This window comes from Paraburkholderia sp. Ac-20342 (genome assembly GCF_017104985.1).
GTDB lineage: Bacteria > Pseudomonadota > Gammaproteobacteria > Burkholderiales > Burkholderiaceae > Paraburkholderia.
Genome location: NZ_JAAGPQ010000004.1, coordinates 116,357 through 140,850 on the forward strand (window position 1 = coordinate 116,357; position 24,494 = coordinate 140,850).

Annotated in this window: 22 protein-coding genes and 3 pseudogenes; 12 read left to right on the forward strand and 13 right to left on the reverse strand. The window is 63.4% G+C overall.

Annotated features, from left to right (window positions below):
* The first annotated feature begins 19 nt into the window (after positions 1-19).
* The 4 genes from G3N58_RS02880 to G3N58_RS02895 are packed head-to-tail and all read left to right on the forward strand — an operon-like array spanning position 20 to position 5,185.
* Entirely contained in the window at positions 20-1,510 is a 1,491-nt protein-coding gene (locus G3N58_RS02880) for an aldehyde dehydrogenase (RefSeq protein WP_205998425.1), read from the forward strand.
* Positions 1,511-1,532: 22 nt separating this feature from the next.
* Positions 1,533-2,498 (forward strand): VOC family protein, encoded by a 966-nt coding sequence (locus tag G3N58_RS02885; protein WP_167038823.1) that lies wholly within the window; start codon positions 1,533-1,535, stop codon positions 2,496-2,498.
* Positions 2,491-3,756: an FAD-dependent oxidoreductase gene (locus G3N58_RS02890; protein WP_205998426.1), complete on the forward strand. Its 1,266-nt coding sequence runs from the start codon at positions 2,491-2,493 to the stop codon at positions 3,754-3,756. Before G3N58_RS02885 ends, G3N58_RS02890 begins: the two co-directional genes overlap by 8 nt.
* 25 nt (positions 3,757-3,781) lie before the next feature.
* A complete protein-coding gene (locus G3N58_RS02895; RefSeq protein WP_167038819.1) occupies positions 3,782-5,185 on the forward strand; it encodes an MFS transporter in 1,404 nt (467 codons plus the stop codon).
* Positions 5,186-5,298: 113 nt separating this feature from the next.
* On the opposite strand, the gene G3N58_RS02900 is transcribed toward G3N58_RS02895, so the two are convergent.
* From G3N58_RS02900 to G3N58_RS02935, 8 genes are all read right to left on the reverse strand, one after another.
* On the reverse strand, positions 5,299-5,760 hold the full coding sequence (locus G3N58_RS02900; RefSeq protein WP_205998427.1) for a GNAT family N-acetyltransferase: 462 nt from the start codon (positions 5,758-5,760) through the stop codon (positions 5,299-5,301).
* A gap of 226 nt (positions 5,761-5,986) precedes the next feature.
* The gene (locus G3N58_RS02905; RefSeq protein ID WP_167038815.1) at positions 5,987-6,190 is read right to left on the reverse strand and encodes a DUF3562 domain-containing protein; all 204 of its coding nucleotides are present in this window, start codon (positions 6,188-6,190) and stop codon (positions 5,987-5,989) included.
* Between the two features lie 185 nt (positions 6,191-6,375).
* Positions 6,376-7,485, reverse strand: a complete 1,110-nt coding sequence (locus G3N58_RS02910) for a DMT family transporter (RefSeq protein ID WP_205998428.1) — start codon at positions 7,483-7,485, stop codon at positions 6,376-6,378.
* Positions 7,486-7,606: 121 nt separating this feature from the next.
* Positions 7,607-8,905, reverse strand: a complete 1,299-nt coding sequence (locus tag G3N58_RS02915; protein ID WP_205998429.1) for a TAXI family TRAP transporter solute-binding subunit — start codon at positions 8,903-8,905, stop codon at positions 7,607-7,609.
* 125 nt (positions 8,906-9,030) lie between these two features.
* Positions 9,031-9,321 (reverse strand): contact-dependent growth inhibition system immunity protein, encoded by a 291-nt coding sequence (locus G3N58_RS02920; protein ID WP_167282467.1) that lies wholly within the window; start codon positions 9,319-9,321, stop codon positions 9,031-9,033.
* Entirely contained in the window at positions 9,314-9,595 is a 282-nt protein-coding gene (locus tag G3N58_RS02925; RefSeq protein ID WP_167282465.1) for an RNase A-like domain-containing protein, read from the reverse strand. Before G3N58_RS02925 ends, G3N58_RS02920 begins: the two co-directional genes overlap by 8 nt.
* Positions 9,570-10,004 (reverse strand): hypothetical protein, encoded by a 435-nt coding sequence (locus G3N58_RS02930; RefSeq protein ID WP_205989051.1) that lies wholly within the window; start codon positions 10,002-10,004, stop codon positions 9,570-9,572. Before G3N58_RS02930 ends, G3N58_RS02925 begins: the two co-directional genes overlap by 26 nt.
* Before the next feature lie 161 nt (positions 10,005-10,165).
* The gene (locus G3N58_RS02935) at positions 10,166-11,092 is read right to left on the reverse strand and encodes a LysR substrate-binding domain-containing protein (protein ID WP_205989050.1); all 927 of its coding nucleotides are present in this window, start codon (positions 11,090-11,092) and stop codon (positions 10,166-10,168) included.
* Between the two features lie 124 nt (positions 11,093-11,216).
* Here G3N58_RS02935 and G3N58_RS02940 point away from each other — a divergent pair, with 124 nt between their 5' ends.
* Positions 11,217-12,308: a tartrate dehydrogenase gene (locus G3N58_RS02940; protein ID WP_167038804.1), complete on the forward strand. Its 1,092-nt coding sequence runs from the start codon at positions 11,217-11,219 to the stop codon at positions 12,306-12,308.
* A 289-nt stretch (positions 12,309-12,597) separates the two neighbouring features.
* A complete protein-coding gene (locus tag G3N58_RS02945) occupies positions 12,598-13,908 on the forward strand; it encodes an MFS transporter (RefSeq protein WP_167038802.1) in 1,311 nt (436 codons plus the stop codon).
* 98 nt (positions 13,909-14,006) lie between these two features.
* Here the strand turns inward: G3N58_RS02945 and G3N58_RS02950 are convergent, their stop codons facing one another.
* A complete protein-coding gene (locus G3N58_RS02950; protein ID WP_167038800.1) occupies positions 14,007-14,423 on the reverse strand; it encodes a DUF4279 domain-containing protein in 417 nt (138 codons plus the stop codon).
* Positions 14,424-14,794: 371 nt separating this feature from the next.
* On the opposite strand from G3N58_RS02950, the gene G3N58_RS02955 reads away from it, so the two are divergent.
* Positions 14,795-15,538 carry a hypothetical protein gene (locus tag G3N58_RS02955; RefSeq protein WP_205998430.1) on the forward strand — a complete coding sequence of 248 codons (744 nt, stop codon included), beginning with the start codon at positions 14,795-14,797 and terminating at the stop codon, positions 15,536-15,538.
* A gap of 64 nt (positions 15,539-15,602) precedes the next feature.
* Here the strand turns inward: G3N58_RS02955 and G3N58_RS02960 are convergent.
* Positions 15,603-16,862: pseudogene (locus tag G3N58_RS02960) on the reverse strand (multidrug effflux MFS transporter).
* Positions 16,863-17,218: 356 nt separating this feature from the next.
* Here G3N58_RS02960 and G3N58_RS02965 point away from each other — a divergent pair.
* Positions 17,219-18,028 (forward strand): class I SAM-dependent methyltransferase, encoded by an 810-nt coding sequence (locus G3N58_RS02965; RefSeq protein ID WP_167038794.1) that lies wholly within the window; start codon positions 17,219-17,221, stop codon positions 18,026-18,028.
* Between the two features lie 137 nt (positions 18,029-18,165).
* Positions 18,166-18,342, forward strand: a pseudogene (locus G3N58_RS02970) (transposase); the annotation flags it as partial.
* A gap of 11 nt (positions 18,343-18,353) precedes the next feature.
* Here G3N58_RS02970 and G3N58_RS02975 read toward each other — a convergent pair.
* Positions 18,354-18,761: a DUF1493 family protein gene (locus tag G3N58_RS02975; protein WP_167038792.1), complete on the reverse strand. Its 408-nt coding sequence runs from the start codon at positions 18,759-18,761 to the stop codon at positions 18,354-18,356.
* Between the two features lie 170 nt (positions 18,762-18,931).
* Positions 18,932-19,024, reverse strand: a pseudogene (locus tag G3N58_RS33970) (IS5/IS1182 family transposase); the annotation flags it as partial.
* Between the two features lie 294 nt (positions 19,025-19,318).
* On the opposite strand from G3N58_RS33970, the gene G3N58_RS02980 reads away from it, so the two are divergent.
* Both G3N58_RS02980 and G3N58_RS34465 read left to right on the forward strand, forming a co-directional pair.
* Positions 19,319-20,563 carry an aromatic ring-hydroxylating dioxygenase subunit alpha gene (locus tag G3N58_RS02980; RefSeq protein WP_205998431.1) on the forward strand — a complete coding sequence of 415 codons (1,245 nt, stop codon included), beginning with the start codon at positions 19,319-19,321 and terminating at the stop codon, positions 20,561-20,563.
* A gap of 150 nt (positions 20,564-20,713) precedes the next feature.
* The gene (locus tag G3N58_RS34465) at positions 20,714-20,839 is read left to right on the forward strand and encodes a hypothetical protein (RefSeq protein WP_275691441.1); all 126 of its coding nucleotides are present in this window, start codon (positions 20,714-20,716) and stop codon (positions 20,837-20,839) included.
* 413 nt (positions 20,840-21,252) lie between these two features.
* On the opposite strand, the gene G3N58_RS02990 is transcribed toward G3N58_RS34465, so the two are convergent.
* On the reverse strand, positions 21,253-21,642 hold the full coding sequence (locus G3N58_RS02990; RefSeq protein ID WP_205998433.1) for a hypothetical protein: 390 nt from the start codon (positions 21,640-21,642) through the stop codon (positions 21,253-21,255).
* An 811-nt stretch (positions 21,643-22,453) separates the two neighbouring features.
* On the opposite strand from G3N58_RS02990, the gene G3N58_RS02995 reads away from it, so the two are divergent.
* Entirely contained in the window at positions 22,454-24,463 is a 2,010-nt protein-coding gene (locus G3N58_RS02995; RefSeq protein ID WP_205998443.1) for an amylo-alpha-1,6-glucosidase, read from the forward strand.
* Positions 24,464-24,494: the final 31 nt, after the last annotated feature.

Below are 24,494 nucleotides of genomic sequence, written 5' to 3' on the forward strand. Positions count from 1 at the left end.
AGCAACCGGAATGACCGACATGACTCACTTCGATACCAGCCTCGTGCCCAACGGCGATATTTTTATCGGCGGCGAATGGCGGCAAGGGCGCGGCAACCCGTATAAAAGCCTGTATCCGGCGGATCAGTCGGTCAACATGGAAATCTCGACGGCCAGCGCCGACGACGCGCGCGAGGCGGTCGAAGCCGCCGACGCCGCGTGGCGCAAGCCGGACTGGTCGGGTCTGAAGCCGCATCAGCGCGCGCTGATCCTGTACCGCATCGCCGACCTCATCATGGCGCGCCACGAAGCGCTCGCGAATCTGCAGCGCCGCGACAACGGCAAGCCGATCGGCGAGACGCGCGTGCTGGTCGCGAGCGCGGCGAATACGTTCCGCTATTTCGCGGCCTGCCTCGAAACGCTCGACGAAGAAGTCACGCCGTCGCGCGGCGACTATCTGACGATGAGCCTCTACGAGCCGATCGGCGTGGTTGCGGCGATCACGCCGTGGAATTCGCCGATCGCCTCCGACGCGCAGAAGCTCGCGCCGGCGCTCGCGGCCGGCAACGCGGTGGTGCTGAAGCCCGCCGAAGTCACGCCGCTCGTCTCGCTCGCGCTCGCGCGCATCTGCGAGGAAGCGGGCGTGCCGAAGGGCGTCGTGAGCGTGCTGCCGGGCAAGGGCTCGGTGATCGGCGACGTGCTCGTGCGCCATCCGCTCGTGAGGAAAGTGTCGTTTACGGGCGGCACCGAAGTGGGCCGCGGCATCGCGCGCATCGCGGCGGACAAGCTGATGCCGGTGTCGCTCGAACTCGGCGGCAAGTCGCCGACCATCGTGTTCGACGACGCCGATCTCGATCACGCGGTCAACGGCGTGCTGTACGGCATCTTCAGCTCGTCGGGCGAGGCGTGCATCGCGGGTTCGCGCCTGTTCGTGCAGCGCTCGATCTACGACACATTCATGCAGCGTCTCATCGAAGGCGCGCGCAAGCTGCGCGTCGGCGATCCGTCGCGCGACAACACGCAGATGGGTCCACTGATTACGCAGGCGCATCGCGAATCGGTCGAGCGTTATATCGCGCTCGGCCTCGAAGAAGGCGGCCGTCTGCTGTGCGGCGGCGAGCGTCCGGTCGGCGACGGCCGCGAAGCGGGCACCTATCTGCAACCGACGATTCTCGACGGCCTCACTAACGAGGCGCGCATCTGCCAGGAGGAAATCTTCGGGCCGGTGCTCGTCGCGATGCCGTTCGATGACGAAGCGGCGCTGCTCAAGGCAGCGAACCACAGTGTGTTCGGCCTCGCCGCCGGCATCTGGACGCGCGACTACAAGCGCGCCTACCGCACTGCGCGCGCGCTCGAAGCCGGCACGATCTGGATCAACACCTACAAGCTGTTCTCGATCTCGACGCCGTTCAGCGGCTGGAAGGAGAGCGGTATGGGACGCGAAAAGGGCCGTCTCGGCATTCGCGAATACATGCAACAGAAGAGCCTCTACTGGGGCTTGAACGAAGCGCCGTTGGCGTGGGCGAACTAAGGCAGCAAGGAAGAGGCACGTTATGACGATTCTCGGCATTGAACAGATTACCTACGGCGTGACGGATCTCGCCACCTGCCGCCGGTTTTTCGCGGACTGGGGTCTCAAGGAGACCGCGTTCGACGACCAACACGCGCGTTTCGAAACGATGAACGGCTGCACGGTGCTCGTCGTCGACGCGAACGACGCGGCGCTGCCGCCCGCGTTCGAGGACGGCCCGACGCTGCGCGAAGTGACGTGGGGCGTCGCGACGAAGGCGGAACTCGACGCACTGCGCGGCCGCTTCGCCGGCCAGCCCGGCCACTACGAAACCGACGACGCGCTCGGCTGCATCGACCCGAACGGCATGGCGATTCGCGTCGAAGTGACGCGCAAGCGCGCGGTCGACGTGCAGGGTTCGCCGTCGAACGTGTGGGGCAAGACGCTGCGCGTCGATCAGCCGTCGCCGGTCTATGAACGCGCGGAGCCGGTCGAGGTCGGCCACGTCGTGTTCTTCACGAACCAGCTCGCCGAACAGGAAAAGTTCTATCACGAACTGCTCGGCTTCGAGACCTCGGACCGCTATCCGGGCCGCGGCGCGTTCATGCGCTGCGCGCCGCACGGCGGCCACCACGACCTCTTCCTGCTGGCCTTGCCGAACGGCAAACGCGGCCTGAACCATGTCGCGTTCACCGTGCGCGACATCCACGAAGTGTTCGGCGGCGGCATGCACATCAACCGTTGCGGCTGGGAAACGCAGCTCGGGCCGGGACGTCATCCGGTGTCGTCGGCGTACTTCTGGTACTTCAAGAATCCGGCCGGCGGCCTGATCGAGTACTACGCTGACGAAGACCAGCTCACGCCCGAATGGCAGCCGCGCGAATTCGAACCGGGTCCGACCGTGTTCGCCGAATGGGCGATCGAAGGCGGCATCGACGGCAATACGCGCCGGCAGAAAGACGCGAAGGCGCCGGAAGGCAAGTTCATGACGGAGCGCAAAAATGACTGACGCCGCCACCGCAAAGGCCCAGGCCGCGCATGCGGGGCTCGAAGCGCCGCGCACGGTCGTCGTGATCGGCGGCGGCCAGGCGGCCGGCTGGGTCGTGAAGACGTTGCGCAAGGAAGGCTTCGACGGCCGCCTCGTGATGATCGCCGACGAAGTGCATCTACCCTACGAGCGCCCGCCGCTCTCGAAGGCCGTGCTGGCCGGCGAAGCCGATATCGAAACCGTGCGCCTCGTGAAGCCCGACGACTTCGACGCGCTGAACGTCGAAGCATGGCAGCCCGATTGCGCGACCTCGATCGATCGCGAACAGCGCATCGTGCGCACGCAGTCGGGCCGCGAAGTGCAATACGACCGCCTCGTGATCGCGACCGGCGGCGCGGCGCGCCGTTTGCCCGACGCGCTCGTGAAGACCTCGCATCTCACCTATCTGCGTACGCTCGACGAAGCGGTCGCGCTCGGCGAACGGCTGCGCGCGAGCCAGCGCGTGCTCGTGGTCGGCGGCGGCTGGATCGGTCTCGAAGTCGCGGCGACCGCGCGCAAGCTCGGCGTCGAAGCCTGTGTGGTGGAAGGCGCGCCGCGTCTGTGCGCGCGCTCGCTGCCGCCGCTGGTGTCGGACTTCCTGCTCGATCTGCATCGCGCGAACGGCGTGGACGTGCGCCTGAACGCCTCGCTCGTCGCGCTCGAAGATCACCCGGACGACGCAAAGCGGATTCGCGCGACGTTCGCGGACGGCTCGACGCTCGACGCCGATTTTGCGGTGGCCGGCATCGGTCTCACGCCGCACACGGCGATTGCCGAAGCGGCGGGCGTGAAGGTCGAGAACGGCATCGTCGTCGATCATTTCGGCGCGACCGACGACCCGCGCATCTTCGCCTGCGGCGACGTGGCGAATCATCCGAGCGCATGGCTCAAGCGCCGCGTGCGGCTGGAGTCGTGGGCCAACGCGCAGAACCAGGCGATTGCCGTGGCCAAGGCCTTGCTCGGCAACTTCGAAGCGTATGCGGACATTCCGTGGTTCTGGTCCGATCAGTACGACGTGAACCTGCAGATTCTCGGCGACATTCCGGCCGATGCGCCACTCGCGGTGCGCGGCGATCTGTCGACGCGGCGCGCGACGCTGTTCTATCTGGAAGACAACACGATTCGCGGCGTGATCGCGATCAACACTCCGCGCGAACTGAAGCTCTCGCGCAAGTGGATGAATCAAGGCCGGATCATCGACCTTGCCACCCTGACTGACGCCTCTACGGCGCTTGCCTAACCATTTTTACGGACGGCACCTTGGCATGAGAACCATCGATAACTCAACAGGAGACCGCAGCAGCGCCGGTGTTTCAGGCGCCGTGACGCAGGGCTCGATCATCGCGAGGCTCGAACGCCTGCCGGGGAACGCGCTGCAAGTACGTGCCCGTATCCTGATCGGTCTCGCGACGTTCTTCGACGGCTTCGACGTGATCGCAATCGCGACGACGCTGCCGCTGCTGATTGCGAAGTGGCACCTGACGCCGTGGGACGTCGGCTTTTTGCTTGGCTCCGGCTCCATAGGACAACTGATCGGCGCGTTCCTGTTTCCGTGGTATGCGGAGCGCGGCGGACGCGTGAAGGCAATTGCGCTGAGCTCGGGCATCATCGGCATCACGAGTATTGCGTGCGGTTTTGCGCCGACGTTCGCCGTATTCGTCGTGCTGCGCATTATCCAGGGGCTGGGACTCGGCGGCGAATTGCCGGTGGCCGCGACCTATATCAACGAGATCAGCCGCGCGCATGGCCGCGGGCGTTTCGTGCTGCTGTACGAAATCGTCTTCCCGATCGGGCTGCTCGCGTCGAGCGCGATGGGGGCGTGGATCGTGCCGCGTTTCGGCTGGCCGGCGATGTACTTCATCGGCGGCATGCCGCTGATCCTGTTCTTCGCGCTGCGCAAGCTCGTGCCGGAATCGCCGCGCTGGCTCGCCGTGCGCGACCGGATGGCCGAAGCCGATTCCGCCGTGCTCGCATTCGAACGGGCCGCCAAGGTGCCGCTGCCGCCGGTGGCAAGCTCGGCCGAATTCGACGAGATGGTCAATCGCCATCCGAAGCGCAGCGTCTCGGACCTGTTCGGCCCGGCCTACCTGAAGCGCACGATTGCCGTGGCGATGCTGTGGGTGACCTGCGGCTTTATCCAGTACGGTCTGTCCACCTGGCTGCCGACGATCTACCGCACGATCTATCACGCGCCGTTGCAGCTTGCGCTGAACCTGGCCGTGGCGGCTTCGGTGCTCGGCGTGGTCGGCTCGCTCGTCTGCGCGCTGCTGGTCGATGCGGTGGGACGCAAGCCGATCATCAACATCTCGTTCATCCTGTGCGCGGTGTCGCTGGCGATGGCGGGCGTGTTGCACGACTCGTCGGTGTACGTGGTCGCAACCTTCTGTGCATTCGCGCTTGGCTTCCTCGCGAGTGGCTTCATCACCGCTTACGTGTACACGCCGGAGCTGTACCCGACGAGCATCCGCGCGATGGGTTGCGGCGTGGGCGGCGCCTGGCTCAAGATCGCGGCGATCTTCGCGCCGGCCATCGTGTCGAAGACGATGATCGGCGGCAATCTCGAAGTGGCGTTCTATATCCTCGCTGCCGTGCCGTTCGTCGCGGCGATCGCGGTGCACTTCCTCGGCATCGAAACCAAGGGCAAGGTGCTGGAGCAACTCGAAGCCTGATATCGCATTGCTGATGTGGGTTCAGGAAAACGAAAAGGCGCACCCTGTGGTGCGCCTTTCGTCTTTCCGGCTGCTTTTTTTGCGTTCGCTGCGGAATTGCGACGCGTGGTGCGTCACAGCGCCTTGCGATACACGACGAAGCCCGACCTGTCCGCGACCTTGTCGTAAAGCTTCATCGCGGTCCGATTCGTCTCGTGCGTTTGCCAGTAGACGCGTTCCGCGCCATCGGCCTGGGCGCGCGCATACACGGCTTCGATCAGCGCGCGGCCGACGCCCTTGCCGCGCTCGGTGTCGAGCGTGTAGAGGTCCTGCAGATAGCAGATCGGTCCGGCCAGCGTCGTGTGACGGTGATAGAGAAAGTGCACGAGGCCGACCAGTTGCCCGTCGCGCTCGGCGACGAACGCGTGCATCGGCTCGTAGCCGTCGAAGAAGCGCTGCCAGGTGATGTGCGTGATGTCGCGCGGCAGCGCGGTCTCGCCCGAGCGGCCGTAGAACGCGTTGTACGCATCCCATAGCGGCAGCCATGCGTCGAAATCTTCGCGGATGACGGCGCGAATCAGGATCTGGGCGGACATAGGTGCGGTTCCTTATCGAATGAGGCGGGCAACAGCATGCCTGCCGGGAACGATCGAACCGTCAGCATAGAAAATTCGTGGCGCCATTGTTAGCTCCACGAGGCGCGCAAAATCTGGAACCACGGGTCGAATGGTTCCGCGCGGCGTGTGTTTTTTTAGGGTGGGTGCGCGCGTGACCGCGCGCCGGTGGTGTCACTGCGGGTGCAACCAGGCGGTCAAGGTGCCTTCAGTGACCGCGATCCGGGTTGTGACGAAGCTGGGCGCGTACCTTCTTCGCGGCGAATAGCGGCACGTAATCGAATACGCGCGCGTCCTGCCGGTAATTGGCGAGCGTATCCGCATACAGGCGGGATACCGTTTCGGCTGGCGTGTCGGTTTCTTCGGCGATGCTTCTCACCAGTTCGTCTACATTGGGCTGAGGCTGCGACATGGATCTCTCCGGATGGGGCGGCGGGCTGGGTGGACGGAACGTAAACACAACGTGAACGGCAGGAGTCCATTACAGGACGCGACCCGCCACTATGCCAATTGAATTGGCCTATCGCACGACCCGTTCCACAGAGATTTTTATCTTGCGTCGCAGCAAACGGTTGCCCGATGGGAGCGCGCGGAAAATCAATGGGTGTGGCGGTGGTGGATATCCGGGAAATGCCTATGAGCATGCGTGATCGGCGCATGGTGATGCGGATGGGTATGCGGTTCCTCGCCGTCCCATGCGAAATCGTGCTCGTGCTGATGATGCGCGTCGTGCCGATGGCGATGCGTGTGGTCGAGCGCCTCGTGCGTGTGCGCATGCTCGTGGCGTTCCCGCACATGCAGCCACACGCCGAGCGTCATTAGCGCGGCCGCTACCCAGAATTGCGAAGTCGGCAGTTCGGGCCAGAGCAGCCACGACAGCGTGACGCCGAAGAGCGGCGCAACGGAGAAGTACGCACCGGTTCGCGCGGAGCCGAGATTGCGCAGCGCGACGACGAACAGCACGAGGCTCGCGCCATATCCCGCGAAGCCGGTCAGCATCGCGAGCGCGACGCTCCACGCGGTCGTGCCGTGCGGCCAGCTCGCGCCAACGGCGAACGCCAGCGCCACGTTCACCGGGCCCGCAACGAGCCCCTTCACGCAGGCGATGAAGGTCGCGTCGTGCGTCGACACCTTGCGGGTGAGATTGTTGTCGACGGCCCAGCACGCGCATGCGCCGGCGAGCAGCAGCGCGCCCGGCGGCAGGTCCGCCGCGCCGGGCTGCCAGGCCAGCACGACGCCGCCCGCGACGATGGCGAGCATGCCGACGAACACCGGCAGGTCGACGTTTTCTCGGAATACGATCCATGCGATCAATGCGGTGAACACGCCTTCGAGATTCAGCAGCAGGGAGCCAGTGGCGGCCGGCGTGGTGTTCAAGCCGAGCATCAGCAGCGCAGGCCCGGCGACGCCGCCCGCGGCGATTGCGCCGGCCAGCCACGGTACGTCGCGCAGCGGAAAGCGGTGCGGTTCTGTTGGCTGGGCGGCGGCGGGCGATGTCGAGCGCTGGGCCGAACGACGCGTCGTTCGACGCACCACGCGGCGCGCCAGCATCGCGATGCCAAGGCCGACCCCGCTGCCGAGATAGAACAGGCCCGCCAGCAGAAACGGCGATAGCGAATCGAGCAGCGCTTTCGCGAGCGGCGTGGTCGCGCCGAACAGCGCGGCGGCGAGTAGGGCGGTAAAGGCGGCGCTATGGCGGGACGGCATCGGCGGATCGGCGCTTGAGCAGGGGGAAGGCGGACACGATACCGCGATTGGCGAAGCGGCGCGAGGATCGGGCGCAAGCGGTTACCGCGCCGTAAGCTGCAAGGCCCGCGCGCGTGAGCGTCTACTTCTGCGCCCTCTCCGCCGCGTGGGCGATCCGGTCGCGCACGATGCCGATCGCCTGCTTGAGCGCGTAAACGTCCTGAAAGTAGCGATACGGAATCCGTATCTGGCTCGCGCTTGCGTCGATGCTCTCGATCTCGTCGCGCCATTGCGCGATTTGCGCGCGAGTCGGCGCGAAGTTTTTCCATACCTCGTCTTCGAGCGCCTTGATCTCGCGATACCAGACCTCGAGCCGCTTTTTCATGCGCGCTTCGAGCGTGCGCGGCAGCGCCTGTATGAGACCGATCAGAAGCGCCATGAACGGCAGCAGGATCAGCAGCCGCCGTTCGATGAGACTCGCGAGCCAGAACGGCAGATAGCGGTACAGGAACGGCCGGCCCGATTTGAAGTAGCGGATGCTTTCGTCGGAGATCGGGAATTCCTGGGTGTGCAGATTCGGAAACGTGCCGATCGGCGTGAAGTAGTCCTCGCCGCCGTGGACCGTGCGCGCCGCATCGAGCAGCAGATAGAGGAGCGCCGGATGCAGCGTGTCCTTCGAGACGAGCAGCGCCGTGGCCGCGAGCAGCGTGACGTCGGCGCGCGGCAGATCGTCGGCGACGCTGGCCGAGGCGCGCGGCAGGACGATCTTCGAGAGCGACGGGAATTTCTGCACGAGCGCGTCGGCCTGCGCGAAGCTCATCAGCTTCAGGTTGCTCGTGAGCAGCGTGCGCTGCATGTCGGCGTCGGGTCTGCCGATAAAGAACGCCGCGTCGATCCGACCGCTTTGGAGCCCTTGATAAGCAGCGTTCGCATCCATTTGCAGCAGCGTCGAGTTCCGGCTCGTGATGCCGCTATAGCCGAGCAGGACCTGCGATACGTTGAGCAGACCGCTGCCGGGCACGCCGAGCGAAATGCGCTTGCCGCGCAGTTGCGAGAGAAGGTCGATCGTCGCGTCGCCGCGATAGAACACCCAGATCGGTTCGTACGAGACGGCGGCGATCGTTTGCAGGTTGTCGGTGTCCTTGGGGTTGGTCGTGCCCGACTGGATGAAGCCGACTTCGTAGGTGCTGTCGGGGTCGGTGAGCCGCTGATAATTTTCGATCGAGCCCGACGAGCTGCGAATGTCGAGCTTGATGCCTTCGTGCTTCAGCAGCGGTGCGTAGCGATCGGCAAAGCCGCGATAGATGCCGCCGTCGGCACCGGTCGTGATGACGATCGTGCGCTGGAACGCGGGCTGCAGCACGAGCGCGAGTATCCAGCCGAGGACGACGATCAGCACGATCGCGCCGACGATCAGCAGGCGCTTGCGTGCCCGCGTCATGGGGGCTTTTTGACTGCGTTGAAGCGCGGGGTGGGGTCTCGGCATCGTTACCTGTTTCGGTTCAGGTTCGGCTTGGGTGGGTGGTGGCTGGACGCGGCGCGCCCACGGCTGCGACAACCCGCGGATTACTCGCTCAGAAGATGTTTCAATTCGTCAAGGAACGAGGCCGTAGTGTGGTCCCAAAGAGCCGGGTCGCAATGGCAGCCAAAAAGATCGTCAAACGCCCTGTCCAGACAATTCACATTGGCCTTCTGGAATCGGGCTATCTCTTCCAGCGTCGCGATTCTTTCGTCTTCGGTCATTTCCGCTTTATAGGAGAGAACCAGTTCAGGTATCGAATTCCCATAGAGCGAATAGTCCTCATGGAATCGAGCCATGACCAGCTGTTCGAGATGGCTATAAGCTCCATCATTCATGATCGAATAGTACCAAGTCGTGGCGCGGTACTGTTGCCCACGTCTCTATTTTCGTGACATTGGCGCGCATCGCTTCCGCGATGGCCCACTCTGCCTGCCTGATATCTGTGAATGATGATGCAGCGGGAATATACGGGCCTCGCCTCAGTTGCTCCTTGAGCCATGCTTCGTCCTTGTCGACGTGCTTCAGCGTGTGTCCGCCCAATTCCGGGTTGAGTGCTTTTGCCTCATGCATGGCTTGTGACGCATTACTTTTCGCCGCAGCAATTGCCACGACAACCCGGGGATAATTCGATCTCAACGCGCCTGATCTTTTCAGGTGGTTCGGTCAAGTGGACAAGAGGCTTGTAGATCCTGGCGCGAACATCGTATAGAACCTGAGTCAGACCGAATTGCATCAACATGGCTTTTGCCGAATCGGCCCGTTGCAGTGCCAATTTCTCCGGTTCTTTTTCATTTGCTTCAGCCAATCCGCCGATGGACAGTACCTCTTGAATGGGATACCTGAGGCGCATGTCGATGGCCCAATTCGCCATCTTTAAAACTTGATCTGCCGATATCTGAGCCGAATTTCTTTCGAAATATACGTCGATGTTTTGACCTGGGAGGTTCTGAGAGGTATTGCATGCGAGAGCGCTGGTTGGCAGTAGTACAAGCACCAGATCGATTAGCCTGATAATCATCTACGACATACTCCGCGCGGTCGTTTGCAATATTGCTTGTTGCGACGATAGGAAGCACGAAGAAGTGTCCCCGAAGCTTGTAGCTTCAGGGGCCGCAAGACCAGCATCAATAAGACAACTCGGAAAACACAACCACAGCCGCTCATTCTCACCCGACCACCCTACCCAGCCACCCTCACCTCACCACCCAGATCCCGCGCAATAAACTCCACGAACGCGCGAATACGATTCGACATCTGATGCCTCGGCGAATACACCGCGAAGATATCCGCGTTCGGCGTGTCGTGATCGGGCAGTAACTGGACCAGCGAGCCGTCGGCGAGATACTGCTCGATGTCCCACTCCGCGCGCATCAGGATGCCGTGTCCCTCGAGCGCCCACTTCACGGCGATCTCGCCGTCGTTGGTGGTCAGCGAGCCCTTGATGCGCACCGCTTCCGTCCTGCGTGCCGCGCCCCGTCCCGAAGTCAGGCGCCACACGCCATAAGCTTCGTCACCCTGACGGATGCCGATGCAGTTGTGGCGCGTCAGATCATGCGCGGTCTGCGGCACGCCGTGCGCCGCGATATACGACGGTGCCGCGCACAGCAGGCGCCGGTTCGCCGCGAGGCGGCGCGCGACCACGCGCGTATCGGGCGGCTCGCCGAAGCGGATGCAGACGTCGAAGCTGTCGTCGGTCAGGGGCGGGGGCGTGACCGAGAGCTGCAACTGCACCGACACCTGCGGATACTTCGCGACGAAGCGCGAAATGGCCGGCCCGACGTGGCTGCGCCCGAAGCCGAGCGTTGCGTTCACGCGCAGCAGACCTTTCGGCGTTTTCTTCGCCGAGCCGAGCAGTTCGGCCAGTTCGTCGATTTCATCGAGAATCCGCCGCGCGCGCTCGACATACAGCTCGCCTTCGGGCGTCAGCATCATGCGGCGCGTCGTGCGATTGACGAGCGCGACGCCCGCGCGCTGCTCCATCTGCGTGAGGTGCTTGCTGACCGCGGCGGCCGTCAGCCCCAGTTCGCGCGCGGCCGCGCTCAGGCTGCCGGAGGCGGCGAGCGTCGAGAAAAAGCTCAGATCCGATGGCTGGACGGTAGCGCTCATCGCGTTCTCAGCCCCCTTTTATTTGTGAATACAGGTTAAAGATGCTTTGAGTCTAGCACCGGTTTTTACCCGCGAGACAGCGCTAGAGTGCGATCACACCCTTCACACAGCACAGGACGGAGACATGAAAACCTATCGCATCGCAACCATTCCCGGCGACGGCATCGGCAAGGAGGTCGTGCCGGCCGGCGCGCAGGTGCTCGATACACTCGCGAAGAGCACGCGCGCCTTCACGTTCGAGTTCGAGAACTTCGACTGGGGCGGCGACTACCATCGCCAGCACGGCGTGATGATGCCGGAGAACGGGCTCGACGCGATTCGCGACAAGGACGCGATCCTGTTCGGCTCGGCGGGCGACAAGGACATTCCCGATCACATCACGCTGTGGGGGTTGCGCCTGAAGATCTGCCAGGGCTTCGATCAATACGCGAACGTGCGCCCGACGCGCATCCTGCCCGGCATCGACGCGCCGCTGAAGTACTGCAAGCCCGAAGACCTGAACTGGGTGATCGTCCGCGAAAATTCGGAGGGCGAATATTCGGGCGTCGGCGGCCGCGTGCATCAGGGCCATGCGATCGAAGCCGCGACCGACGTGTCGGTCATGACGCGCGCCGGTGTCGAGCGCATCATGCGCTTCGCGTTCCGGCTCGCGCAGTCGCGTCCGCGCAAGCTGCTGACCGTCATCACGAAGAGCAATGCGCAGCGTCACGCAATGGTGATGTGGGACGAGATCGCGCTCCAGATCTCGAAGGAGTTTCCGGACGTCACGTGGGACAAGGAACTCGTCGACGCGGCGACCGCGCGCATGGTCAATCGTCCGGCGACGCTCGACACGATCGTCGCCACCAACCTGCACGCCGATATTCTCAGCGACCTCGCGGCCGCGCTTGCCGGCAGCCTCGGCATTGCGCCGACCGGCAACATCGATCCGGAGCGCCGCTATCCGTCGATGTTCGAGCCGATTCACGGTTCCGCGTTCGACATCATGGGCAAGGGGCTCGCGAATCCGGTCGGCACGTTCTGGTCGGTCGTGATGCTGCTCGAACACCTCGGCGAATTCGACGCAGCAAAGCGTGTGATGCAGGCCGTCGAAGCGGTCACCGCGAACGAGTCGCTGCATACGCGTGACCTCGGCGGCACGGCCACGACCGCCCAGGTGACGGCGGCCGTTTGCGCGTTCATCGAGAAAGCGGCGTCGGTGCCGAACGCCGCGTGAGTGCATGCGAGGTGTGAACGGAGCGCACCTCAGGCGCGGCCTGAGCGCGCGATCAAGCACCGGCCAAAGCCTGGCCGGTGCTTGATCCGGCGGTTGCCTAAGTGTGACCTAAGCGCGACCCGAGCGCGACCTGAACGCACGGACCGCATCCGCTTCAGACAAGGCCGACGCGCGGCTATACCGCGCCATGACACGGCCAGAACACCATCCCAACCCGACTGGCGCGACCCGGAGCCGGCCAGCGTGCAAGCCGCGCGCGGCTCACGGCTGCGTGCCGCAGGAGGAGACAATGACTTCCGAACTCGAAAGCCGGGTGACCCGCAAGCTGATGCTGCGGATCATCCCGTTCGTCATGCTGCTGTACTTCGTGAGTTTTCTCGACCGCGTGAATGTGGGCTTCGCCGCGTTGTCGATGAACAAGGCCATCGGGCTTTCGCCGACCGCCTTCGGACTCGGCGGTGGGCTTTTCTTCATCGGCTATTTTCTGTTCGAAGTGCCGTCGAATCTGATCCTTCACAAGGTCGGCGCGCGCCGCTGGATCGCGCGCGTGATGGTGTCGTGGGGGCTCGTGTCGCTCGCCTCCGCGTTCGTCGTCGGACCGAACAGTTTCTACGCGCTGCGCTTCATTCTCGGCGTTGCGGAAGCGGGTTTCTTTCCCGGCATCATCCTGTATCTGAGCCTGTGGTTTCCGGCGCGCCAGCGCGCGGTCGCGGCCGCGTGGTTCATGGCCGCCGCGCCGATCTCCACCGCAATCGGCTCGCCGATTTCCGGCGCGATCATGAAGCTGCCGCCCCTCGCCGGACTCGCCGACTGGCAAATGCTCTACATACTCGAAGCGTTGCCCGCGATCGTGCTCGGCTTTTTCGTGCTCAAGTATCTGACCGACAAGCCCGCGCAAGCGCAATGGCTTCAGCCGGAAGAGCGCGACTGGCTGATCGCGAAGCTGAAGCTCGAAGCCGACGCGCGGCATGCGCATGCGGGCCACACGGCGGGTGCGCTCAGCGCATTGCGCGATCCGCGCGTGCTTGCGCTCGCGTTGATCTACTTCGGCACCTCGGCGGGACTGTATACGCTCGGCTTGTGGGCGCCGCTGATTATCCGCCAATACGGTTTCGGCTCGTTCGAAACGGGGCTGCTGGCCGGCGTGCCGAGCGTGCTCGCGGTGATCGCGATGGTGTTGTGGGCGAGGCACTCGGACCGCACCGAGGAGCGCACGTGGCACGTCGTGATTCCGTGCGCGCTGGCTTGTGTCGGCTTCGTGTTCGCCGGCCATGCGAGCACGGCGTTGATGATCGTGCTCGCACTCGTGGTCGTGAACGTCGGGATCAGCGCGGCGAAGGCGCCGCTATGGGCGATGCCGAGCATGTTCCTGTCGGGTGCGGGCGCGGCGGCGGGGATCGCGATGATCAACTCGGTCGGCAATCTCGGCGGCTTCGTCGGTCCGTTCGCGATCGGCTGGCTCAAGAACGTGACGGGCGGATATGCCGCGGGCCTCTATGTGGTCGGCGCGACGCTGGCGGTGTCGGCGGTCGTGACGTTGATGCTGAGCCGGCAGTCGAAGCAGGATGCCGTGGCGATGGGGGAGCGGCACGGGCATTAGCGCGTTTCAGGCAGGCTGTTCCACCGCATGGATGAGTGGCGCCGCGTTCGATTTTTCGGGGCGCGCTGGGCCGTCAAGGCCAGCCCCGCGCAGTGATTCTAATCGCGGTACTCGTCGATCTCGATGGTCCCGCCAAGGGCTTCCATCATCGTGCGGATATCCTGCGGGATATCCGTTACACGGTCGCCACTTCGAGTGTTCCAGTAGCAGAAAAAGCGCAGCTTCACCTCTTTTTCGGCGACGACTTGTGGAAGATCGACGCGAGCGAGATTCAGTCTTTGGACGAGAAAGCGAAGATGCGGGGTGAGGTCGTTACTGTGTATGAATCGCTTGCTGCTCGAGCCCCACAAGCCGACGCGACCGGGGCCGGCCAGGCGCCCCGATGGCGTCACAAAAGGCTCTCCTTTCGCTATAGCCGTGTCGGGCGACAAGCCGAAGTACTCGGTCCAGAACATGGGCACGACTGCATCGCCCATGACGTGAAACGTTGCATATGCCAGAGGATGGTTGGTCATTGGCCGATTTCGTTAGTTTGCCCAATCGTGGAAGTTTGCGATTGTGCAGCATGAAACCATCCAAAAAACTCCGCCGAAGCGGTCATCCCGTTCAGAAGCACACAACCCGGGCATCAGTGCATGCCGTGGTGTCGATCATGTTTTCGTCTTCGTTGTGAACTACGTGCATCGCATCGGCGCGTGTGAGGTTCACTCATTCGATCATCATGCATGCGACGCCGAAGCACTCTGGAACAGCCAGATCGAAAATGTATGACAAATAGGCCGCCTGGCATCTATGCTGAGGCATAGGAAGCACTCGCGGCTTGCCCGCTGCGCTGCGTTTCGAATCACTGGCCTTGCACCGTGACGTCACAAAACAGGGAGACAAGATGGCAACGCACGACTCTTCGCAGGCGCTCGACCCGTCGGACTATGTCGCTCAACATCTGCAGAATTTTTCTACGCCGGGACCAGCTTCGGTTACGAGCGGAACGCATCCGGCGTTCTTTGTATGGAGTTCTTATATTCTCGCGATAGCGGTCGTGCTATTTGCCGTATTGGCCGGCTTTGCCGCGCTAAAGGACGGCGGCGCGCCCTTCCGTCTCGGCAGGAGCATGAGCTTCGGCCGGCGTCTGTACGTGTGGTGGTCGTGCGCGTGGCGTCAGTACCTTGCCGGCATCCTGCTCCTTGTGATCTCGATGTTCGCTTTTCACTTTCTGATTCCCAGGGCGGTGGTGCCGCTCATGACGTTCTCATTCGACGTGCTCACGCCTGATTTTGCGAGGAATTCACGGGCATGGTCGCTTGCGATCGCGGCAATGCCGGCGATCATGCTGTTCCTGATTTACATGCTCGCGAGCTTGCCGCTTGCAGGGTACATGGTGCGCGGCGGACTCGTTGCGCATGCGATACGCGGATCGGGCCGCTTCGGCTTCCGGCAGGCCACGCTGCTAGGGGTAACGACGTATGCGTGGGCCGTGCCCGCCAGCCTCGCGATGGCCGGCTTGGCCATTGCGTTGCCGCATCATGCGGAGAATCTGCTGCGTGCGGTTTTTATCGCGGCGTGGGGGATGTATATCGTGTTGCCGCGCCAGGTGCGCAGGATCGAGCGGTTGGGTGGCACGCTTCATTGATTGCGGGCTGCCAGTTTGGATGCGAGATGAGTGGCTTACTGCGTTGCGTCGCGTGTGCCGGTGCTCACGCAACCTCACTACCCGCACACACAGCAGCCTCCGGCCGCGCCTGCTCCAGATGGCGCAGCAGCTTCGTCACCATCAGCACCACGACGAACGCGACGATCACGAAGAACACCGCGAGCGGCGTGAGAATCTGCACCGACACGAAGCCGGCGAGTCCCATCAGCGCCGACGACACGAGCAGCAGCGCACAGCCGAGGATCGCGCTCGTCAGGCCCGCGATGTGCGGGAACAGCGAATTGCCCTTGGCCATCAGCGTCGGATACATCGCGCCCGCGCAGAGGCCCATCAACAGGACGGGTATCGAGAGCGTCCACACGCGCAGGCCGACCGTCAGCGCGAGCAGCAGCATCGCGAGCGAGGCGCCCGCCATCACGCGCGCGCCGATGCGCAGCCGTTGCTCGGCGCTCGGCAGACGCGGACCGTGCAGACGGTTCGACAGGCCGCCGAGGAAATACATCATGCCGATGCCGAGCGCGAGATAGCCGAAGAACGTCGGCGGCCGGTGCAGCGTGTTCTGCACCATGAACGGTCCGATGATGTTGAACACGAGCAGGATGCTGTAGCACAACCCTTGCGCGAGGAAGCAGCTCTGGAACACCGGGCTCGATATCACCTTGCGCGCGTTCGCAATCAGCGTGCGCGGTTCGAGATGCACGGGCTTCGGCAAGGTCTCGCGATAGCGCCACAGCATCGCCTACATCACGATCGAATAGAGAAGCAGGAAGACGAGGCACGCGCGCCAGCCGAACAGGGTTTGCAGATGCGCGCCGATCACCGGCGCGATGATCGGCGCGAGTCCCCACGCGATCGACATGTACGTGAACGCGTGCATCAGCGCGGTGCCCGCGAACGAATCGGTGATGATCGCCTTCGAGAGCAGGTTGGTGGTCGCGATGCCGAAGCCCTGCAGGCAGCGGGCGAACACGAATGTTTCCAGATTCGGCGCCGTGAGCGACAGCAGACAGCCGATCGTAAACACCACGAGCCCGAAAGCGAGCACGCGTTTGCGGCCGTACGCATCGGAGACCGGTCCGAAGATCAGCTGGCCGAACGCGTAAGCGATCATGTAGCCGGTGACGCTCGTCTGGATGGCCTGCGGCGAGGTGGCGAAGTAGCGCGCCATCGCGGGCAGCGCGGGCACGTAGATGTCGATGGCGAGCTGCCCGGCGGAAGCGAACAGGCAAATCATGTACAGCAGGAAGCGCGGCGAGTTCGGCGCGGACTGGGGAAGGACGGACGTAGGGGTATCGGGGGTCATGACTGCGTCAAAAGGGGATTCTGGCGGCGCGGCATCGACGTGGACGTGTTCGGATTTGGAACAAATCCCGAACGAAAGCGGAGGCGCGGCACATGGTTGGTGCGTATTGTGCCTGTGGTTTGCGGGGAAGACGGGATTTCCCTGGTGGGGGAATGGATTGGGCGGCCTGTGGGGCGGCCGGGCGAGGTGGCGATTCGCATGGGCGAACGCGCAGGGCGAACTCGATGCCGCCGATGCCGGCGCGCCCTCGGCGTTGCCCGCGAAACTGCGCAGCAATGGTGCGTGCGCCGATAATGGACCCCCGTACGGCGAGTTTCCCGATCGCCTCGCTATCACCCTCACCGGACGGAACCGCCATGACCGCCCCGATTCCCTTTGTCCCCGACCGCTTCAGGTTCAGCGCGCCCCACTATCTGCTGGGCCGTCCCGCGTATTCTCCGCAACTGATCCGGCGCGTCGCGCAGTCATGCGAATTGCGCGGCTCGCATCGGCTGCTCGATCTCGGCTGCGGGCCGGGGCAGTTGTCGGTGGCGTTTTCGTCGTGGGTCGGCGCCGGTCTCGCGCTCGATCCCGAAGCGGAAATGCTGCGCATCGCGGCCGGCCTCGGCGCGGGGCTCGCGCCGAACATCGAGTATCGCCACGGCAGTTCGTACGATCTGTCGCCCGCGCTCGGATCGTTCCGGCTCGCGGTGATCGGCCGCGCATTTCACTGGATGGACCGGCCCGACACGCTCGCGCGGCTCGATGCGCTGATCGAAGCGCAGGGCGCGCTGGCGTTGTTCTCGACTTCGCCCGTGGCGGATGCGTCGATTGCATGGCTCGCGCCCTATCGCGCGCTGCTCGATGAATATTCGAGCGACGATCCGGCGCGCGAGCAGCGCAGGGCCGAAACATGGGAGAGCCACGAGACGGTGCTCGCGCAGTCGGCGTTTTCGGCGCTCGAACGGATTGCGGTTATCGAAACGCGGCGCGTGTCGGCCGAAGCGCTGCGGGCGCGGGCCATGTCGATGTCGAGTCTGTCGCGCGAACGGCTCGGCGCGCGGCTCGACGAATTGCTCGCGCGTATCGACGTACTGCTGGAAGCCCATGCAAACGACGAGGGCTGGCTCGACGAGCGGATCGAATCGATCGCGTTGATCGCGCGGCGGCCGGTGAGTGGCGCGTGAGGCGACTCCGCTTCGGCTTCGTGTCGGATAACGAGCCCTGAAAACGAGCCCTGAATCGAGGCCGTTTCCTGAGGCTGCTTCTTAAGCGTAGCTAACACAACCGGGACATGAGGCTATGAAGGCCATATCCTGGCAGCATGTCCAGACGCAAAATCAGTAACGAGTTATGCGCGGCGCTGGAGCCGCTGATTCCGGTGTTCGCACCGTGGCCCAAAGGCGGGTGACGCCGAACGGTAGATGACCGTGCGGCCTTGAATGGCATCCTGTATGTCCTGCAAACGGGGATGCCATGGGAAGACCTGCCGCAGGCACTTCTGACAAAAGGCTAAATGGGCGGCTTGTGCGCGCGTTCAATGGCTTTGGTATCCCATCGGCCTACGCGTATCGCATCGAGCAGCATGCCGAGAGTCAGCGTGGGCTTACGGGGTAACAGGTTGACTGGCTTAAGCCTGAGCACGAAACGAACGAACGCCACCACAAGCACGGGAACGATGAGCAGGGCAAATAACGCATTTCCTTCGGGGCCGAAGTAGCGAAGAACGGGAAAGTTTTCACCGCCCGCAACATCGAACCGCTCAAAAAACTGATCGATGAATTCGAACGCATCGTCGCCATCGATGCGCAGATCGTCACTGATGCTTGTTGATGGTGTGAGCGGCTCGGTTTTTCCGGCCCAAGGTATTTCTTCACGCGTGAATGCAACGAGCGCTTCCCATTGTGGATCATTCGCCAAGTCTGTCCTCCGGTTTGACGATCTCGTTGTAACGCTTCATGGTGCGATACATGATGAGCGTCGCATCATAGCCGAACACCATGAAGTCAAGAACCGGAACCATTCGGCCAACGACAGCGGCCAGGTGTGTTGTATATATCCACCTCACGCGAAACGGGATCAAACACCGTTCGGCGTCGCCCGCCTTTGGACGACGGTGCGAACACCGGAATCAGCGGCCCCAGCGCCGCCCATAACTCGTTACTGATTTTGCGTCCGGACATGCTGTCAGGATATGGCCTTCAGCCTCATGTCCCGGTTGTGTTAGCCACTCTAAGGCCACTTCCCGAGACCATTTTTCACCGTTGCCTCACAGGCCGTTTTTTTCATAGCACCGGTACGCCGCAGGTCGTTCGTTCACACGTGTGCGTCGACGTCGCGGAGCGTTTGCGCCAGGTCATGCCGGGTGTGCCGCCAGCGACGCCACGCTTTAGCCGCTTCAAGTAGACTGGCAAGGACGCCGGCCTCGATATGCGGGGCGGCAACCTTCCATCTGCCCGCGAACGGAGGCTTGATCCATGCATGCTGTTCCCCCGCTCGAACACGATATCGCCGATGCGGCCGTCGCCGCGGAGCCTCTTCAGGCGCCGTCGCAGAATGCCGCTTCTGCCGCATCGCCAGCCGGTGCGCATGCCCCCGGCCGTGCCGCCCATGAGGCGCCCGTGCGCGATCTGCGCCGCGTTGCCATTCACCCGGACCATTGGTATCCGCTTGCGTGGTCGCACGAAGTGAAGCGCGGCAAGACGCATGGCGTGACCTTTGCCGGCGAGCCGATCGTGCTCGCGCGCACAGAGACCGGCAAGGTGTTTGCGCTCGAAGACCGCTGCGCGCATCGCCAGGTGCCGCTGCACCAGGGCGTCGTCGATGGCGAGTCGATCCGCTGCGGCTATCACGGCTGGACCTACGACTGCTCGGGCAAGTGCATCGACGTGCCGTACCTCGGCCGCGACCGGCTGCCGAACGGCGTGCGCTCGTATCCGTGCCGGGAAGTCGAGGGGTTGATTTTCGTGTTTCCCGGCGATGCCGCGCTGGCGGACCAGCGGCCGCTGCCCGGTTTCGGCTCGGTGTCGGACCCGAAGTACAGGACGCGCCGCTTCGGCCGTCCGGTCAATTGCCATTACTCGTTCATGCACGAGAACCTGATGGACATGAACCATCAGTTCCTGCATCGCCGGCAGATGGGCAAGATGCGTGCGCGTTCGGTCGGACGGCGGCGCGGCGAGGGCTGGGTCGAAGTCGATTACACGTTTGCGCGCATGGAGGGGCAGCAGCCGCTCGGCGAGGCGATCGTGTTCGGCCAGAATCGCAAGACCGGCGGCAACAACGACAAGGACGTGATGACGATCCGCACCGAGTATCCGTACCAGACGCTGCAAATCCGCAATGCCGAGCAGACGCTCGTGATGGACCTGTGGATCGTCTACGTGCCGCTCGATCGCGAGCAGCGCACCAACCGGACGTTCGGGCTGCTATCCATTCGCAAGCCCGGCATTCCGGGCGCGATGACCTTGCTGTGGCCGCTGCTCGTGTGGTTTACCGAGCGCATTTTCAAGGAGGATCGCGAGATCGTCGAGGCGGAGCAGCGCGCGCACGATGCGCAGGGCGCGGACTGGAATCACGAGGTGTTTCCGGTCATCAACGAACTGCGCGCGCTGCTGCGCGAATGCGGGGTGCCCGATCAGGTGGTGGGCGCGGGTACGGGCGATACCGCGGTGATCCGCTTCCTGGATTCGCGGCACGGCAACCCGATTGCGAAGACCTGAGCGGGGCAGTGTGCGGCGTGCGTTGCACGCCGCTCGCGAGTGGCGATCGGTGCAAGCGGTGCTTGATTGCACGCGAGTTTGCGCCGGTCGAGACGGGTCGCATGCGCGCCCGTGTACCATTGCGTTTTTTCCGAATTTCAAGAAACGCTCGTGACTACGCAACAGACCCCCACCAATTCGCGTAAATCCCTCACTCTGCTGCAATTGCTCGGCCTCATCGGCGGTGTGGCTTTGATCGTTGCGATCGCGCTGAATCTGTTGGTTCAGACGCGCTGAGGCACTGCTTGCTCCGCGAGCGATGGCGATGGGAATGCCACTTCGGCTGCTGAAACGGCTCCGACCGTCATTGCCCGCGCCGTTGTCCCGTATGGCGTTTCGATCGTAGTTGCAGATTGCCGGCGCCAGCCAGGTGGAGAATGATGCGCCGGATGGAGGAAGGCCTGTCCGAGTCGTCTCCGCCCCTGGGGCGCGGCAGAGATTACCCATCGTCCGGGCGCTACTGCGGATTTAATCCGATCCGACGGAACCGATCCTGCCACGAATGACACTCGGCCAGCTTTGGCACTTTGGGATTCTTATGTGTCAAGCCTAAGCCAAATCACGTGCAGGACGACAGCATATGGCCAACGCGTCCCGGCACACACCAACCCACAGTCGTCGTGCGTCGGGACGTTGAAATCGCATCCGCTTTAGCGAGCCGCAAATGCGCGAATCAACTTGTTATACAGTGGCCGTTGTTCCTCGTTGGCACTCCACCACTGGCAAAGTTCCATGAGCCCTCCACCGAGATCCTTGAAGCCGACCGATTTGTAGAAAGTCTGCCCCGAGAACGCCATCAGCCTGACGGTACCGCCAAACCCCTTGCTTGCCGACATCGCAACGGCTTTTTCGATCAGCAACTCACCTGCTCCGGCAGCACCAGGGTGCGTGACGATGTTGTCGATCCAGAAAGCATCCTTTGCGTCTTCCTCTTTCGGAGAGACGCTGACGGTCATGATGCCGGTGGTATGTTCGCCAGCTGTTACCCGTACCGCATCCCCGGGCATGATTGACCCGTCGTTGACTTGATTCTGGATCATATCCACGACTTCTTCTACGGCACCGAGTCGGGTCGTCCAGTCCTCGTATTCCGTGGATTGTCTTGCTGCTCGAGGCGGTTATCGGCGGGCAGATTCGCCAAAATTCTCAATGCCCGCGCGAAGATTTTCGGCTTCCTGACGGACCCGAGAATTTTCAATCGAAGAAATCTGTACATGACGGCCGACTGGGTTAGCTCGCGTGGAAGTCTGCGGGCGTGTCTCCATCGCCGGCAATCCGGATAGCGCCCCCATGGCAGGCGCCGCCGTGGGAAATCTCTGAGTGCTGCCAGTCGCTTGTTGATGTGTCGAATGCGCTGAGGGTGCACCGTAACCACTCCTCGGGAGATCGAAGTTGCTGCCAAGCCGATGGGGATTTGCCACTTAGGTTGCCTCAATAGGTGCGAAAAAGAGCTGTTATATCCGACGGAGGCGAGATTGTTCTCGACCGAGGCGAACATATGAACATCTGTGAGAAGCACTATTTGAGATTCCCATTTCACATGCACTCGCGGATCGCCATGAGAATTTGCCAGCCAGCAAAAACTGATTCGCGATAACTGTTGCTGAGCGTTACGCGTTCTCTGCCGCAGTCTGGTTTTACACCGATGATCACCTGCAGGCAGTCCTCGTCCGAATCCTCCTCGCGGGCTTGCGTCTGGATGCCGTCGGCCCGTCAGTAGATCCGGCGCGCGGTGGAGACAGAGGCGAGAGTAGAAAGTACCGGCAAGAAGAACGGTCCCGCGAACACCCTCTGCGTGAATGTTTGGCACACTACGCCAATCGACGATTTCGCATGAGCGCGACCGACTTCATGACACGCATCGGATCACCCTTCGACCTCTCGCATCTCGAAGACGAATGGCTGGAAGCGGACGGCTTCGGCGGTTTCGCCTCGGGCACGGCCGGCATGCTGCGCACGCGTCGTTATCACGCGTTGCTGTTGAGCGCGACGCGCGCGCCGGGCGGGCGCATGGTGCTCGTCAATGGCGTGGAGGTGTGGCTCGAAGCGCACGGGCAACGCTTTCCGTTGAGCATGCAGCGCTATGGACCCGACGTGATCTACCCGGACCTGCGCGGGAGTCTCGATAGCTTCGATACCGTGCTGTGGCCGACGTGGCGGGTGCGGGTCGATGCACGGACGGTGGCGATAACTGAAGCGTTCGTCAGCAAGGCAACCGGCGCAACAGTGCTGCGCTGGCGGCTCGAAGGCAACGGCCTCGGCGATCTTGGCGTGCCCGTGCTGAAGGTCAGGCCGTTGCTGTCGGGCCGCGATTATCATGCGCTGCATCATGAGAATCCCGCGTTCAACTTCAGCGCGCAAATCAGCGGCGACCAGTCGTGCGTAAGCTGGCAGCCGTATGGCGGTTTGCCTGTCGTTGGCGCGGCGACGAACGGCGTCTACACGCATGCGCCCGACTGGTATCGCAACTTCTGCTACGTGCGGGAACAGGAGCGCGGGCTCGATTACCGCGAAGACCTCGCGACGCCCGGCGTCTTCAGCTTCGACATCGCAAGCGGCGAAGCGGTGATGATCCTCAGCGCTTCGAGTGCTTCGAGCGCTTCGGGGAAGTCGGACACGGCAACATCAATCCTAATTGCCAACGACAAAACCACAGCCGCCACCCACGCCGCCTATCTCGCCCAAACCGAACAGCAACGCCGCAACGCACTCGGCTCGCGCCTGCAACGTTCCGCCGATGCCTATATCGTCACGCGCAACGAAGGCCGCACGATGCTCGCGGGCTTTCCGTGGTTCACCGACTGGGGCCGCGACACCTTCATCGCGATGCGCGGCCTGCTGATCGCGTCGAACCGTCTCGACGACGCCGAAGCGATCCTGCTCGAATGGGCCGGCACGCTCTCGGAAGGCATGCTGCCGAACCGCTTCCCTGATTATGGCGACGCGCCCGAATACAACTCGGTCGATGCGTCGCTCTGGTTCGTCGTCGCCCTGCACGAGTATCTCGCGATGCAGCATGCGAGCGCCGCGACGCGCGCGCATCTGCAACAGGCGGCCGAAGCGATCCTCACCGGCTATACGAACGGCACGCGCTTCAACATCGCCGCCTGCGCCGACGACGGCTTGCTGCGCTGCGGCGTCCCCGGCGTGCAGCTTACGTGGATGGACGCGAAAGTCGGCGACTGGGTCGTCACGCCGCGCATCGGCAAGCCGGTCGAGGTGCAGGCGCTGTGGATCAACGCGTTGCGTATCGCCTCGGCATGGAACCCGCAGTGGCGGCAACCGGCCGAGCGCGCCACGCTCTCATTTCGCCAGCGCTTCGTCGACCCCGCCACGCAGGCGCTATTCGACAACGTCGACGTCGATCACGTACCCGGCACGGTGGATCGCGCGATCCGGCCGAACCAGGTCTTCGCGATCGGCGGTCTGCCGTTTCCGCTGCTCGAAGGCGCGGCGGCGCGCGCGGTGCTCGGTCAGGTCGAAGCGCAATTGCTCACGCCGCTCGGCCTGCGTTCGCTCGCGCCATCCGATCCCGCCTATCGCGGACACTACGGCGGCTCGCCGCTCGAACGCGACGGCGCTTACCACCAGGGCACGGTCTGGTTGTGGCTGATCGGGCCGTTCGTCGAAGCATGGCTGCGCGTGAACGGCGCGAGCGCGCCGAATCTCGCTCAGGCGAGGGCGCGTTTTCTCGCTCCGCTGTACGCGCATCTCGATTGCGCGGGCCTCGATCATCTGTCCGAAATCGCCGACGGTGATGCACCGCACACACCGGCGGGTACGCCGTTTCAGGCGTGGTCGCTCGGCGAATTGCTGCGCATCGAAAACCTGCTGGCCCGATTCGAGCGCGGCGGCGCGTAAACCGCGCTACGATGTGGGGCCGACCGCCAGG